The following is a 14,467-nucleotide window of genomic DNA, read 5'->3' on the forward strand; positions in this document are numbered from 1 at the left end:
ATGAAGTGATGCTCATCCAGCCTTGGGGGGATGGCTCCGTGCGTGTGAGGTCGGCCCCCTACCGACTTCCACACGGAGAACACGGGGCTCTGGCCGTCGAGGCGCCTCGAACCAAATCTGAAGTAGAAATTCTTGACTCTTGGGCTCGCATCACTGTAGGCGAGTTGTGCGTTAATGTCTCGTTCGACGTCGCGTCAAAGTTCCCCGAGCCTCTATTGCGTTTTACCAGCCTGGCAACGGGAGAAGAGCTGCTCGCTGAGCAGAGAGAGCATTTCTGGGTGCCGGGAGCAAGGGTCTACATCGGCAATCGCGCAGGAAGCTACGAGACGCGTCAACAGTTCGCAGCTTATGAAGGCGAGCGTCTCTATGGCATGGGTCAGTACACCCATGGACGACTCGACCTCAAAGGCATGTCGATCGATCTTCAGCAGCGCAATGGCGAGGTTTCAATACCTTTCGTCTTGTCGAGTCGCGGCTATGGGATGTTGTGGAATAACCCGGCGTTGGGGAGCGTCGCATTCAGCCAGGACCATACTCGCTGGAGGTCAGACCAAGCGCTGGGCGTCGATTACTGGTTCACCGCTTCGCCAGACCCACAGAGGATTCTCGGCCGCTATGCCGATGCGACAGGGCACACCCCTGAACTCCCTGAATGGGCCAGCGGATTCTGGCAATCCAAACTGCGATATCGAACACAGGACGAACTGCTCGAAGTCGTTCGCGAGCATAAGTCGCGCGGATTGCCAATGTCCGTGATCGTCATCGACTACTTTCACTGGACAGCGATGGGCGACTTCCGATTCGACGAGACGGAGTGGCCCGATGTAGCAGGGATGGTAACCGAGCTTGACAACCTCGGTGTGAAAATTATGGTGTCAGTCTGGCCCACGGTCTCACCACTTTCAGAGAACTATAAGGACTTTCGTGACCGTGGGCTGTTGATTGGCGCCGATCAGGGCGTGGAATTCTTCCAGACAATCAGGGACAAGGGTATGGCCGAATCGATGGCGGTCGCGTACTACGATCCAACCAACCCAGAGACGCGAGCGACGGTCTGGGACCGTGTGAGGCAAAATTACGTGGATAAGGGCATCAGCGTCTTTTGGCTGGACGCTTCCGAACCTGAAATCAACCCGGCAACACCTGCAAACACAAGGTACTTCGCTGGTCCTGGCGCACAAGTCACCAATATCTATCCGCGTGAAAACGCAAGACTGTTCTCAGATGGGATGGCGGCCGCCGGGCTTGACCAGACGGTCTTGCTTGCGCGGTCCGCGTGGGCAGGTTCGCAACGATACGGAGTGGCAGTCTGGTCGGGTGACATTGCGTCGACATGGGAGTCGTTGCGTGCGCAGATCTCGGCCGGGCTCAGTATTGCTATTGCGGGAATTCCTTGGTGGACAACTGATGTTGGTGGCTTCCATGGCGGGAATGTTGAAGATCCCGCGTTTGCTGAGTTGGTGGTCCGTTGGTTTCAGTATGGAGTCTTTTGTCCAATTTTCCGTACACACGGCAACAGAGACCCAAGAATGCCGACGGGTCACACTCAAACTGGCGGGCCCAACGAAGTTTGGTCGTTCGGGGAAGAAGCGTACGAACATATCTCGGCTGCCCTCCACTTGCGAGAGAAGTTGCGACCGTACATCCATGATCAGATGCGGATTGCCGCCCGCGACGGGGTACCACCAATGCGGCCGATCTTCGTGGACTTCCCCGACGATGATCGGGTTTGGCAAGTTGAAGACCAGTTCCTTTTTGGATCTGACCTTTTGGTCGCGCCGGTGTATGAGAGCGGGCAAAAGAATCGGCAAGTGTATCTGCCGTCAGGATCAGAGTGGGAGTGTGCTTACACCGGGAAGTTTTGGCCAGGTGGTTCGGAGATCAGTGTTGAGGTGCGGCTGGATCGAATCCCAGTCTTCTTGCGAGAAGGAGCCCGATCACGCGTCGGGGCATTCCCGCTCCAGCCCTAAGTTCGACTGCGAACGAAGTTAGAACGTGCTGTGGGTCGGGTCCCACTCGTCAGAGATGGGTGGAGTGGGTCAAGGCATCTCAATCCTGTCGACTGACGCCGACTTGGTGGTGCAAGCGGAGTTGGCTAGGTTCAAGATGGCATCGCCTTCATTTCTTTCTTGGCACCCTACGATTTCAGTGCTCTATGCCGTGTCGGAGTCGGAAAATACGGTGGCCGCTTTTCGCAGAGAAGGCTCGCGGTTGAGACAGATAGGCTTTCGCCGTTCAAGCGGTTCAGGTCCCTGCCACATCGCCATCCATCCTAAGGGCGACCTCGCGGTCGTAAGTTGCTGGGGCGACGGGACTGTGTCGACCTATTCGCTCGGCTCGGATGGCGCGCTCGGTAAAAGGTGCGACCTTAAGCCTGTTGCGGCACTTCGGGAGAACGGCCTGGCAGCTGAGAGGGCTCAGTCACGGGCGCATCACGCCGCATTCCAAGGGGATGGCAGGCTCATAACGACCGATCTCGGCTTGGATCTCATTCTCTTTTGGACGAAGCAATTCGGCAGACTTGAGCTTGAGTACGAGGTGTCACTGCCGCGTGGGACCGGGCCTAGGCATCTGGTGGTAAATCAGACATCTGGACATATCTACGTGGTGACGGAGCACTCAATTGAGGTCTACATGCTTGCACGAAGTCATTCGACCGATCGCTACGAAGTAGTTCACGTGACTCCAGTATTCGGCTCCACTCCGGATGAGAGTTCAGCAGCGGAAATATCCCTCGCTGGCCGCGCCATATACGTGACTGTCCGAGGTGTTGACCGCGTGGCGGTACTTTTGATCGACGAGGTTACGGGGCAACCATCGCCGCTCACGAGTGTCGCGAGCGGCGGAGAATGGCCTCGTCACCACTTGGTGCGAGGAGCCGTACTCTATGTGGCGAACGAACGGTCACACGATATATCGACTTTTCGTCTGGACTCGCATGGCATCCCTCGGTTCCAAAGCAACTTCTCCACGGGATCTCCTACTTGCATAACCACGCCCATTTGATTGGCTCATGCCAGAGCGAAAACTGCAACGCTATCGAAACGGTTAGATTTAGCATATTATATAACTAAACAAGCCGCGAAAAAGTCGCGGTCCCAACCGAAGGAATGGCAATGGAGCGTAGTACGACGGTAAAAAAACTCGGCAATCTCCGCCGCCCAGTGAGCGGCGCACTAGCGGTCGCTCTGGCATTTGGTGCGCTCACTGTCGCGGGGGTCGAGACAGCGCCCAGCGCCACGGCCGCGGCGCCATCGGGCTATTCGCAGATTTGGGCTGACGAATTCAGTGGGACAGCGCTGGACACCACCAAATGGAACACCAACTGGCCCGACGTTCTCCCTGGTGGGCAGTTTGGAGTCGACAAGACGGCCTATAACTCAAGCTACGTATCGGTCCATGACGGATACGCGTGGCTAAAAGTGGACGATACAGCTACGACCATTAACGGCGTGACTTTCCCTTATCAAACCGGATTCTTATCAACAAAGGATAAGTTCGAGGCCAAATATGGGTATGCAGAGATTCGCTTGCGGCACGCTAGTGCTCCAACCACTTCCGCTTCGGTTCACACCGGGATGGGCAGTTACCACTCGTTTTGGATGGATCCTCATTATAATGATTCCTCATCAACGACTGCGGGTTCGCCGTCATTCTCGGGCCTCGATGTGAACGGTGCGAATGGTCGTGGAACCGAAGTGGACATCACTGAATGGGGTGGGCAAAAGAACGCGAGCGGTCAGGACATCGTTAATCTGTCAAACATCTGGGGAGGGTATGGTAGCGGCTTTCACAGCGACACAACTCAACCTGCAGTAACCAACCCCCAGGATTGGCACACATACGGCTTGGAGTGGACGCCCACCAAATTGGTGTGGTACCAGGACGGGGTCGCTTTGAAGACTATTCAACGGGGGGGAGCCACCCCCATTCCGTTCTACCCAGAGTTCTTGATGGTTCAAGCTGGGGTTGTGAACTGGCAAGCAGCGGTGACCAACGTCCCCGACTACCTTCAGGTGGACTACGTCCGCTACTCGCAGCTACCGAACGTTACCTATCAGTTCGAAGATGGGGCGCTGGCCGGCAATGCCCAGGTCAACAACAATCACGCTGGGTTCACAGGTACCGGTTTCGTTGACAACTTCGCCTCGAACAGCTCGGCCTCGGCGGCCGTTTCCATAGACAGTGGGACAACCTCCACCAAGTCGGTCACGATCCGATACTCCGCGGGGCCGCTCGCTGGAACGCCCACGAATCGTGTACTTGGCCTATACCTAAATGGAGTCAAACTTCGGGATGTTACCTTTAGCGGCACGGCCAACTGGGATACATGGGCGAACCAGGTAGAGAACATCTCTTTCCCGGGTGGATACAACAACCAGGTCACACTCAAGGGTGAACGGTCGGACTACTCGGACGGAGTGAATCTAGACTCGATCACGCTTGCCAATGATACGGACGTGGTTTCGGGCAACTATGTGGTTAACCCGCAGTTCTCGGATACCGTGAAGTCATTCGGTACTTACACTCCTGCTATCCCAGCCGCGGCCCCTTCTGGCTGGAATACGTGGTCACCAAGTGGAGCGTATGATAGTGCCTCCTTCATTCAGTACGACACGTCTGACTATGCAAACCTGTGGGGCGGGGCACATTGGAGCGCAAGCCCTTATCAGGTCTATACCGGTCAAACGATTAACATTCCCAACGGTACCTATACGTTATCTGCTTGGGTGAGGTCGAGTGGGGGACAGGCCCAGGCTTACCTGGAAGCGAAGGACTATGGCGCGGTTTCGCAGAAAAACATCACTGCCACCTCTACGTGGACTCGTATTTCGATCACATTTACTGCCACAACCGGCCTCGTGAACGTTGGATTCTATTCAAACGCCAGCGGAAATCAGTGGATCGGTTTTGACAACGTTCAGTTGTTGCGCCAGTAAGGTTCGACGCTGCGGCAGGCATATCGATCCCGCTGCCCTGTGAGTGACGCTTAGCGGCGCTGGACCGTAACGCATCGCCAACGACCGAAGGCTTCCTGTTGTCCGATGGATGATTATCCACTTCGACAACAGGAGGCCTTCGTGTCTTTGGGGGCGTGGTGAGCGTTTGGGTCTGAGGGCTGCTGAGGCACCCGGTGATCGACCGACTCGTCGATGCCGGGATGCCCCCGAAAGTGTGCTGTCGCATCCTCGGGGTCAGTAGCCCCGGCTACTACCGTTACCGGAACCGGCCTCTTTCGAGGACGCAGATGCGCCGGCAGTGGCTCACCGGTCTGATCCGCGAGGTCCATTGTCAGCGCTCTTCGAAAACTAGGCCAGTAACGCTCTTCGAAAACTGGGCCACCCGGACACGATTGGGTGGGTGATTAGCGTGCAGGATTGGGCAGAGATACGGCATCTTCACGTCAGTGAGGGTTTGTCCGTTAGGGCGATATCTGGTCGGCTTGGGTTGCGGGACTCCACTCGAGGTCAACGCAAGCCGAGCGCTACTTCCCATCGTCGCTGCACTGGCGGAGCAACTCGACGAGATCGTCACGTCGCCTCAGATCGACGATCCCCGCGTGACGCGCAAGTCAACGCGTTTAGACGGCCGCATCCTGACGCCCTTGTCGCAGCAGCACGGCGAACCGCAAGCATTCAAGATCACCATCGCGGCAACCGATCGCGAACCGACCCTGCGCACACTCGAAGGCTACGAGTGGATCTACGTGCTATCGGGCCGACTTCGGCTACTGCTCGGCGAGCACGACATCGTGATGCGCGCGGGCGAGGCCGCCGAGTTCGACACAAAGGACCCGCACTGGTTCGGCGCAGCCGGCGGGAACCGCGGCCCCGTGGAAATTCTCAGCATGTTCGGCAAGCAAGGGGAGCGGATCCACGTGCGGACGCGATCGAAGGGTGCGGCCGAGGCCCTCGCATCCAAGGTCGTTCCACAGGTGAAGTAAACGCCGGGAAGTTCATTCAGAGACGTGGGCGCACATCTTGGGTTTGCGGAGCCCGCAGTTGCAGCTCGAGAACCCACGATTTCTTTGCCGCAACGACAAGATTTTGGTCGGCCTTCGACAGCCGGATGATGTTCCCGATCAAGTCGAAGGCCTCACCGATCAAGGGCGGCAGTTCTTTGATATCGACCGTCGACGCCCGGTGAAGGACCTCTGCCGCAACGGCCGGGTCGAGACCGTCGAGTTTCAGTAAAGCGAGGATCTCGCGGGCATCCTTCTGGCCCTTCTCGGAGAAGTGACGGTCGAGGAGGGCCGCCATCTTGGTGGCGATGTGTGCTTCGAGTCGCAGCAGTGTCCACCTCTCGAACGAGAGCTCGTCGGGGTACTCCGCCAGCACTTCGACCTTGAGGCGAAGCTTGCTGCCGAGTTGGGACTCGAACGGCAGGTAGATGTCGAGGTGCACGTCGTCGATGATCGCCCGCAGCTTCCGACCCTGGTGATTATGGCTGGGGGAGAGGTCCGTCATCAAACTCTCAAGCTTGTGGCGGCTCTCCTGGGAGGTAATGAGGTCGATATCGAGACTGATCTCGCCGCCGACTCGAACGAAGGTTGCCCATCCACCGATGAGGATCGACGGCTCGAGATCGTGTCCAAGCCGGTCGACCAAGGCGCGGATGACACCGGTCTCGTCTTCGTAGAGGCTAGGCACTGGTTCGCTGCTCCCAATCGGCCTCGGCGAACAGCGTTGCCTTGAGTGCGCGGGTGAACTCGGCTGCTTGCCAGCCTGGGCTCGCCCAGAGGTCAGCGTAGGTCTGCGCGAGGCTGGCGTACCCGGATGTCCAGGTGCGTGCCGCCACCGGATCTTCGCGGAGGATGATGACCTCGTCGCCCTCGGGGAAGTCAGCCTGAGACAGTGTTCTAGTCGAATAGACGATCCGCCGGCCGAGGTCGGAGACTGTGTTTCGGCCGCCGAGGTAGTGCACCGCGGCACTGCTGCCGCTGAGCGCGTAGTCGACCTCGACATCGTCGAGGTAGCCTTGGGCGGCAGACAATGTCGTGGAAACCATGGTGTCGGCGCGGAGGTTGCGGTGCGCAGCGAACGCTTCGAGGAGCTTCTCCGGCGAGACCACGGTGTACCCGCGACGCGAGTTGGGGCGGACGGCACCAATGTCAACGAGCCGCCCGAGCGCCTGGTAGGTAGTCGATGGCGCGACCGACGCAGCATCAGCGATGTCGCCGATACTGTTCCAGTCACGCTGATTGTCGAGCGCGGCGTCGGCCAAAGTGCGCCACACTATTTCCACGTTCTTCATTGCACTATGCTCGCAGATTTCATATAAATATGGAAGCACGAATCCATGTTTTTATGGAAGGTGAGAATTGTGCTTGCCCACCGTTTGCCCACAACCGTGGGCAAACGAACCAGAACGTACACGGTCAGATTCAACGATTACCGTTGATTTTCCGGGGATCTTGAGCATTTTCCGCGTGAATACACGGCTGAGAAGGGAGTTCGAGTCCCTCCAGGGGCACGAATGTGAAGTAGCCCCGCCATCGCGCGGGGCTTTGCTATTCGTGCGGGCTGCTTCGCATTCGTGCCCATGGGTGGCACCTCGAATCCCGGGGGTCCCCGCGCGCGCAGTCCGACGCATTGCGCCCGACGTGGACATCATTGATGCGCGCGGCCGCGCGATGTGTCGGCGGCTCGGGTGGGGCGTCGAGTCCCTCCAGGGGCACTCTCGATCAGTGCCAAACTTCCCAGTAAATAGGCGGAAGTTGGCCCCCTCAGATCTCTTGATACTGGGTTGTTCGGGCAGGATGTGCTCGATCTCGAGATTCCGATAGGGCGTGAGGTCTTGCACGCTTGCATCCCCGTGTTGTGGCGGCGGAGCAGGGCGTGCTCTGCCCTCCCTGGCGCGGCATTCGATACCGATCTACACACAAATCTCGAGATCTTCTAGAGAGCAATTAGCCGGGCACCGAGATGACGCCCACCCCTGTCAATTCGAGACGCCCGGTTTCAAGAGCAACCTTCAGGGCCGCGTCCAGGAGTGCCGCCATGTTCGCCGTCATCCGAACAACGCCGAACATGCGCAGGGTCTCGCGACGAAGTTCATCCTCAAACAAACCTCCGTCGCGGATACACATCGCGACCATCGCGTTGGCGATTTCCGTTGGGTGGACATGTTCGAGTGGTCGATCACTTCCCATCGCGCTGCGGCGGAATAGATGCCAGTCAGTGGGATCCACATTCGGAGGCCAGAGGTAAACCCGGTCGTTCTTGACGCGGAGATCAGATGGTATGCATTGGACGATCCTCACCATTCGGCTCTGCGCAACTCGTTCCAAGCCGAACGCCGAGGCAGTCAGCTTCGCAAGTCTGACGAGATGGACGGGGCCTTCAGTGTGGACGATCTCCCGGATGACTTCTTCCACGCGGGCTGTCGCATCCCCTGAGGGAAGTCGGTCCAGCGTGTCTACTCCTCCTGCCGCCCTGGCGAGCCAAGGTTCGAACTCGCGCTGGTTCGCAGAAGTGACTGAAGGCACCCGCAACGTCGAAGCTTCGGTTCGCGTATCGGTAGTACTCGACTGCGACTCCTCCATGACACTCTCAAAAGGCTCATCTGGCATCTGGGCTGAGAGCTCCAGCTTGTCCAGTGCCGCCCTGTCGGAGGCCCGCTGAAACTCCGCTACCAACTGATCGACAACCAGGTTTGGATCTGCAATCCACGCGGGCATCCAAACGCGGCTCACTCCTGGCCACTTCATCAAGTTGCGAAGCACTGCGGTAGGGAGGCCATCCCGATCAGCGACGGTTCTGCGTTCTGCCCAGCTGCTGTTGTCTAAAAGCACTGCCATGATGGGCGACTCGGGATTCTCTTGATCCGCAAGGCTGAGGTCCACTTTAAAGTCCGAGAGCCCAACGTCGGTAGTCACCGACAACCCGCGTTGGCGGAGCCGGTCTGCGATCTGTTCCCTGTGCCTATCTACCGACTTCGCGCCAAACCTCCGGGCGGCGCTCGACGATCGCCCTGCGGCCATTTCGAGGTAGGCCTTCAGGTGTCTCAGGCCGACGGAGCTGCTCTCTTCAGCCCGAAGTTCCGAGGGTTCGAAGCTGCTGAACAGGATCACCTGTCGACGCGCTCGTGTTATCGCCACGTTAAGTCGGCGCTCTCCACCGGCCTGGCTCACAGGACCGAAGTTGAGCGGAAGAATCCCCCGATCATTCACGCTAAAAGCGGTCGAGAACAGGATTGTGTCGCGTTCGTCTCCTTGAACATTTTCGAGGTTCTTCACGAAGAGTCCTTCGTCGGGCGCCTCGAGCGCTTCAATGATTCGCGTGTCGCCAGCGTCCCGCAGAAGGGATTCGATGAGAGCTCGTTGCTGGGCATTGAAGGTCACCACCCCGAGGGATGGATAGGAATTTGGAGATGCCCAGAAGCGTCGCTGAATTTCGTCGACGATGGCCCTCGCCTCGACGGGATTAGTGCGAAGGTCTTTGCCGGTAGCGGAACGGAGAAAGCGACCATTTAGCTGAACGAGGCTGATGCCATGGCCTTCGAGCCCATCGTCGCGAACCCCGTGCAGCGGCGATGGAAAGGTGGAGAGGTTGCCGTAGTAGTGCTCGTTGCTGAATTGGATTAGCGACTCGTCCTGGCTCCGATAGTGCCAGGTCAAAGCGAGCGAAGGCACTTGTGCAGATACGCATTCAGAGAGAATGGACTCCTCATCCTGAACGCTTCCGGGCTCCCGCGATTCGCTCTCGTCACTTATTGTGGCCTCGGCGAAGCTCGTTGGAGGCATCTGCTTGCTGTCGCCAACAACGACGACGGACCGTGCTCGCCCCATAGCTCCAATCGCGTCGGCGACTCGGATCTGGGATGCCTCGTCAAAGACCACGATGTCGAACATGCTGCTTCGAGCGCCGTAGAAACGCGCAACTGACTCGGGGCTCATGAGCACGCAGGGCAGGATCTCAGCGATGAGAGGGCCGAACTGATCTAGTAGTGCTCGCACGCCTAAGCCACCGCGTTGGCGGTCCAGCTGGCGGCTGAGATTGCCCATTTGACCGCTCGTAGAGCTCGCGCTGAACGAACGTCCATTGAGGATGTCGCTGGGTATCGAAGTGACGAGGCTTTCTCTTACAAGATCGGATGAGTCGACATACCGCAAGACTGCCTTCTCATGAGCCGACGCGTCGAAGGTATCCAGCGTCGTCGAGGAAGCTCGTTCGTCGAGTGAGGCCTGCGCAATTGCGAGGTCGAACGCCGGCAGAGCGACCTCCGACGCAATAACTCCAGCCAAGATGTCGACTCGATTGGCGTGCAGACCTGCGTCTCGAAGCGGCTCGACGTATTCCAGGAGGTCTGCCCAACGCTTCAGTCCGGTGCTGGCGGAGGTGCCGAGATCCCGTCGGTCTCGGGTTGCTATCCACTGCGGTACCGGTTCTTGAGCTCCTCTCCACGCGTCCAGCAATCCAGCCGAAGTCCCGGCGCTACTTTGCAGTTCGATCCAGCTCGAGGCAATCTCCTTGAGCGGCGGCGCAAGTTCTGCACCTACGTCTCGCGACTGGTAAAGGACTCTCAAGGCCAGTGCGTAAGAGTCGTTCTCTGCGACGGGAAGACTCAACGTTGCACCCAGCCACTTCAGCCATCCGATGCGGTGTGAAGCAGGATCGGGTGAGAACGGCAACCAGGGGTTTTCTGGCGCGCTCCCCTCGAGACCAGTGATCGTGTCAAGTGCTTCTTGAGCGGCTCGCAACCGTTGCGCTGTTGTGGACAGCCCGAGAATCACCCCGCTCAATTTCCGCGGGTGGGGCAGCGTGTCGGCGAGAAAATAGCTCTCAACCCGAGACCGCACGGCAATCCTGCGCTTCTTCCGTCCGAAGAAGCGACTTGTGTCGGCGGCAAGGGCGTCCGCATGTATCTGATCGAGGTCTTCGTCGAAAATGGCAGGGTCGATATCCGGGTGGTCAGTACGCGCACCTTGGCTCTCCGCGCTGAGCGCATCAAGTGCGGCTATTGCAGCAGTTGACCAGTCGGGGGCCGCGACCGTGTCGATCGTCTCGAGCTGTACGGCTGGCGCCAACATCAAGCTCGAGAGCAGAGTGATCGCGCCGGAGTGCGGAGCAAGGCGCAGCACCTCTAAGGTCCGCGGACTGCGTTCGACGCGCGCGATTGCGGAGTCGATGGTTCCGGCGAGCTGCAGCATACGTTCCTGATCGAGCCCCGCCGCGCTGTCGATGAATCCCCATGGGTGATTTATTGACGGACGGGCCGGATCTGCGGTGTCCGGTAGTTGGCGCAAGCAATCCCGCAATACTTCGATCTGGTCAGCCGACGAGGTCACCAGCGTTCGAGGGATCTCAACAGGCGGTAAAGCTTCGTCTGAGGCCAGAAGGCGCTCCCGCGCGGAATAGTACGAAAGCCCCGCCGCATTCTTCTCATGGAGCCTGGTCGCGTATCTATCAAGGGTTCGACGACTGGACTGGAGCGTCTCGGTTGCCGTGCGAAGACCGTCTGGGTCTGCCGCAACGCGGTGTTGAAGTGCAGCCTTTATCTGTGCGCGCACCGCCGCTGGCCGGCTTCCCTTGTCGTGGATGTCGAGCGCGAACGCTCCGAGTCCCACTTCCTCTAGACGCCGTTGCACCACTTGCAGGGCGGCTTTCTTCTCAGCCACAAACAGAACCTTCTTGCCCTCGGCAACAGCGCGAACGAGCAAATTGGTGATCGTCTGTGACTTCCCGGTGCCGGGGGGACCTTCTAACACGAACGTCTGCCCCGCGGATGCTGCGGCGACCGCAGCGAGTTGTGACGAGTCGGCCGGCACAGGTACCAGCGGAATGACATTGTCCAGGTTGGTGTGATCGTCGGCTGAGACCGGGTCGATGAATTGGGCTGTCGGCGTGTGGATCAGGTGAGACACCAGCGGATTCTTCGCGAATTCCTCCCAGTTGTCATCCAGGTCCTTCCAGAGACGAAACTTTGCGAATTGAAGTATCGAAAGATCCGCTGTGGCCTCGACGCGGAAGGGCAGCCGTGCCCGTTCCAATGCTTCTCTCGTCGAGCGGAATGCGGCGTCAAGGTCTATGCCGGACGCGTCCTCAGTAGGTTCGGCCAGACCTCCGATAGTCAGACCGTGAACTTGTCGAAGTTTCTCAAGCAGACAGTAGTTTGGTGTCGAACTTCCGGACTCGTCCAAAACGATTCGGTACTTGCCTCCGCGCCCAATCTCCAAGCGGACTGGCACGAGAATGAGCGGAGATCGAAGTTCTCTTCCGTTGAAGTCCCAGAGAAGGGTTCCGAAAGCCAAGTACAGGTTGTTCGCGCCTGTCTCCTGTTCGATCGTTTTAGCCTTGTATGCCAGGCCTCGAAGGCGAGTAAGGTACGCCGCATCTGTCACATCGACGAAGGCGCTCCCTTTCTCACGCAGCATCATCGAGCGATCGCTCTCGCTGAGATCCCTGCCGTAGCGTATGCCCCGTGCCCTCATGACTTGAGGAATTTCGTCGGAGGGAATCAACGTGATGCTTTTGTTGTCGTTGACAATGTCCTCTGCGTATCCGGCATCAGCATCAGCAATTGCCAGACTCAGCTTCCCTCGTTCGCCGAAATTGATCAGCCGGTTACGCAGGCTGAGGTCCAGAAGGGAGTTTTTCCATTGTGCGACGCGGTAGGGAGTGGTTTTGGCGCTGCGGGTGGCACCGTCCCCCTTTCCGTATTCTGTCGAAAGAACCGCAGCCCCGGCGGCAGGTCGGTACTCGGTGACAGTGACACTGTTGTCATCATTGACAGTCCTAGCGGGCAATGGGATTATGCGGGCACGTCGTGCTTCAACGACGTCAGTGATGCCGAGAATGTCGTCCGGTCGGCCCTGGAGCCGTGATGTCTCTGGAGAGCGTCTTGCCTCCTCGAACGTGGTATCTGGGTGGGCCGTAGTGATCATCGTGGTTTCGATTACTCCGATGTAACCAAGGTCTACGAGGTTGATAGCCTCGAGGGCTTCGGAGTTGGCCGCGGCACCCAGGCTTGCTTCCTGACGCCAGTATCCGACAAATGCGTGTCCCTCAAGCAGCCATAGGAGAGGGTGAATTCCGGCTTGCTCCAGCGCCGCCGCGAAGACGACCGTCGTGTCCAGACACGTGCCCACTCGTCCTTCGAGCACCTCCTCGGGAGTCCGGATCTTTTGTCCGGAATCTCCCCAGCTCGCAGGTGGGTTGCTGTAACGGATCCCGCGGGCTTTCATCGCCTCGAAAATGGCCCGGGCGATCAGATCAACACGGTTCTCGTCTGACTGGTAGCCCTCAAGCGATCCATCGCCCGTCTCAGTCTCCAACCATTCAGACGACTCAGAGAGCAGAGCGGCGATGGCCGGATGGTTCGGCTGAACGTGCGCAGCCAGGAGTTCGGTAGCAAGGTGTGCCGGCTGACGCACCCATTGATGGGCTGCCAGCAACTCGACTTCACGCCTCGCTTTGGCGAGAACGACCCCATCGTGCGTGAGGGTCGCGGTGATCGACGCGGGACGCGACTCCTCCACCCGTAGCATGTGAGCGGCGTCGAGCAGCAGTTGCGCATCGCTCAGGGCAAATGTCGAGTCACTCGCGATATCGATCAAATGGTCTGAGGCGAGCGACAGAGGTCCAAGAGCGCTCGTTGCCTCCAGACTGAGAGTGACTCCCCGCCGGGCGCGTCCGGAGTTGGTGATGATCACGCTGTCTACAACTGGCAGGCGGTTGTGGGCTGCTGCGTAGCTGAGAATCGGTACGACCCCGAGCTCGATACCAAATTCATCTCGGCCGGCTTCCAAGATTGTCTCGGGCGCAGATGGCACCGTTTCTTCAGGCGTCGCAATCGCGGCGGGCGGTGTCCCTTTTAGCAGTCGCGCCTGATCCGCTTCAGTCTGAGCACCAACCGCTCGCAGGAGCCTTTCTGTTGTGTCCACTGCACGATAAACGTCATCGTCCGAAAACTCGTCGTGGTGTGCCCAACGATTGCGAACCTCGCGTAGTTCACTTGCCAAATTTTGGGCGAGTCGCGGCAGGGTAGACGAGAACGGAAATCCGAGACTGCCCATTCGCTCGGTCATCACTCGCAGCATGGCCTGAAGGTCGTTGCGATTGTAGGTCTTGTCCTGAATTCCAGCGGCGTTGTCGCGGGCTTGGAGCAAAGATGTCCAGCTGACGCCCTCGGGGATAAGGGGAGCAAGAACTCGGCTCACATATGGCCCAAGCCCTGTGATTGCGAGCTCAAGCGAGTCGGCGACTTTGTCCCGATTAGTCGCGTCCATAGGTGATCCTCCGTCATCAGAACTGGAGCGCAAACCGAGCCCAGAGTCACATGTAACCAGACACATGAGATGTGGTCATAAACCACTTGCTTTCGGCGTCCAATTTCTTACTGCGGATTTTGTTCTAGGAAATATTCAAGTTCATCCAAAACGGACCTTGCTGGCGCCTTAAAGCATGGTGTGTCCCAGAAGCTGCCCCTCGGTACGAGTTGTGACAGCGCCGGCCGGACCTGACGT

General features: G+C 58.5%; 7 protein-coding genes and 1 pseudogene. 5 read left to right on the forward strand and 3 right to left on the reverse strand.

The genetic code is table 11. The annotated features are described in order from the left end of the window. Positions 1-8: 8 nt before the first annotated feature. The 5 genes and pseudogenes from QMG83_RS12720 to QMG83_RS12735 all read left to right on the forward strand — a co-directional run bounded on the left by QMG83_RS12720 (position 9) and on the right by QMG83_RS12735 (position 5,944). Complete coding sequence (locus tag QMG83_RS12720) at positions 9-1,970, forward strand: glycoside hydrolase family 31 protein (RefSeq protein ID WP_502949037.1); 1,962 nt, start codon at positions 9-11, stop codon at positions 1,968-1,970. 25 nt (positions 1,971-1,995) lie between these two features. Next, a complete protein-coding gene (locus QMG83_RS15475; protein WP_502949036.1) occupies positions 1,996-3,006 on the forward strand; it encodes a lactonase family protein in 1,011 nt (336 codons plus the stop codon). 110 nt (positions 3,007-3,116) lie between these two features. Beyond that, a complete protein-coding gene (locus QMG83_RS12725; RefSeq protein ID WP_283505778.1) occupies positions 3,117-4,940 on the forward strand; it encodes a glycoside hydrolase family 16 protein in 1,824 nt (607 codons plus the stop codon). 188 nt (positions 4,941-5,128) lie between these two features. Next, a pseudogene (locus QMG83_RS12730) lies at positions 5,129-5,290 on the forward strand (IS3-like element ISAar24 family transposase); the annotation flags it as partial. A gap of 270 nt (positions 5,291-5,560) precedes the next feature. After that, positions 5,561-5,944, forward strand: coding sequence for a cupin domain-containing protein (locus QMG83_RS12735; protein ID WP_283505779.1), 384 nt, complete (start codon positions 5,561-5,563; stop codon positions 5,942-5,944). Between the two features lie 16 nt (positions 5,945-5,960). Here the strand turns inward: QMG83_RS12735 and QMG83_RS12740 are convergent, their stop codons facing one another. From QMG83_RS12740 to proA, 3 genes are all read right to left on the reverse strand, one after another. Further along, on the reverse strand, positions 5,961-6,650 hold the full coding sequence (locus tag QMG83_RS12740; protein WP_283505780.1) for a hypothetical protein: 690 nt from the start codon (positions 6,648-6,650) through the stop codon (positions 5,961-5,963). Beyond that, the gene (locus tag QMG83_RS12745) at positions 6,643-7,254 is read right to left on the reverse strand and encodes a hypothetical protein (protein WP_283505781.1); all 612 of its coding nucleotides are present in this window, start codon (positions 7,252-7,254) and stop codon (positions 6,643-6,645) included. Before QMG83_RS12745 ends, QMG83_RS12740 begins: the two co-directional genes overlap by 8 nt. A 655-nt stretch (positions 7,255-7,909) precedes the next feature. Next, positions 7,910-14,263 (reverse strand): anti-phage protein ProA, encoded by a 6,354-nt coding sequence (proA, locus tag QMG83_RS12750; protein ID WP_283505782.1) that lies wholly within the window; start codon positions 14,261-14,263, stop codon positions 7,910-7,912. Between the last annotated feature and the right edge of the window lie 204 nt (positions 14,264-14,467).

The organism is Salinibacterium sp. G-O1, assembly GCF_030063305.1.
Classification (GTDB): domain Bacteria; phylum Actinomycetota; class Actinomycetes; order Actinomycetales; family Microbacteriaceae; genus Rhodoglobus.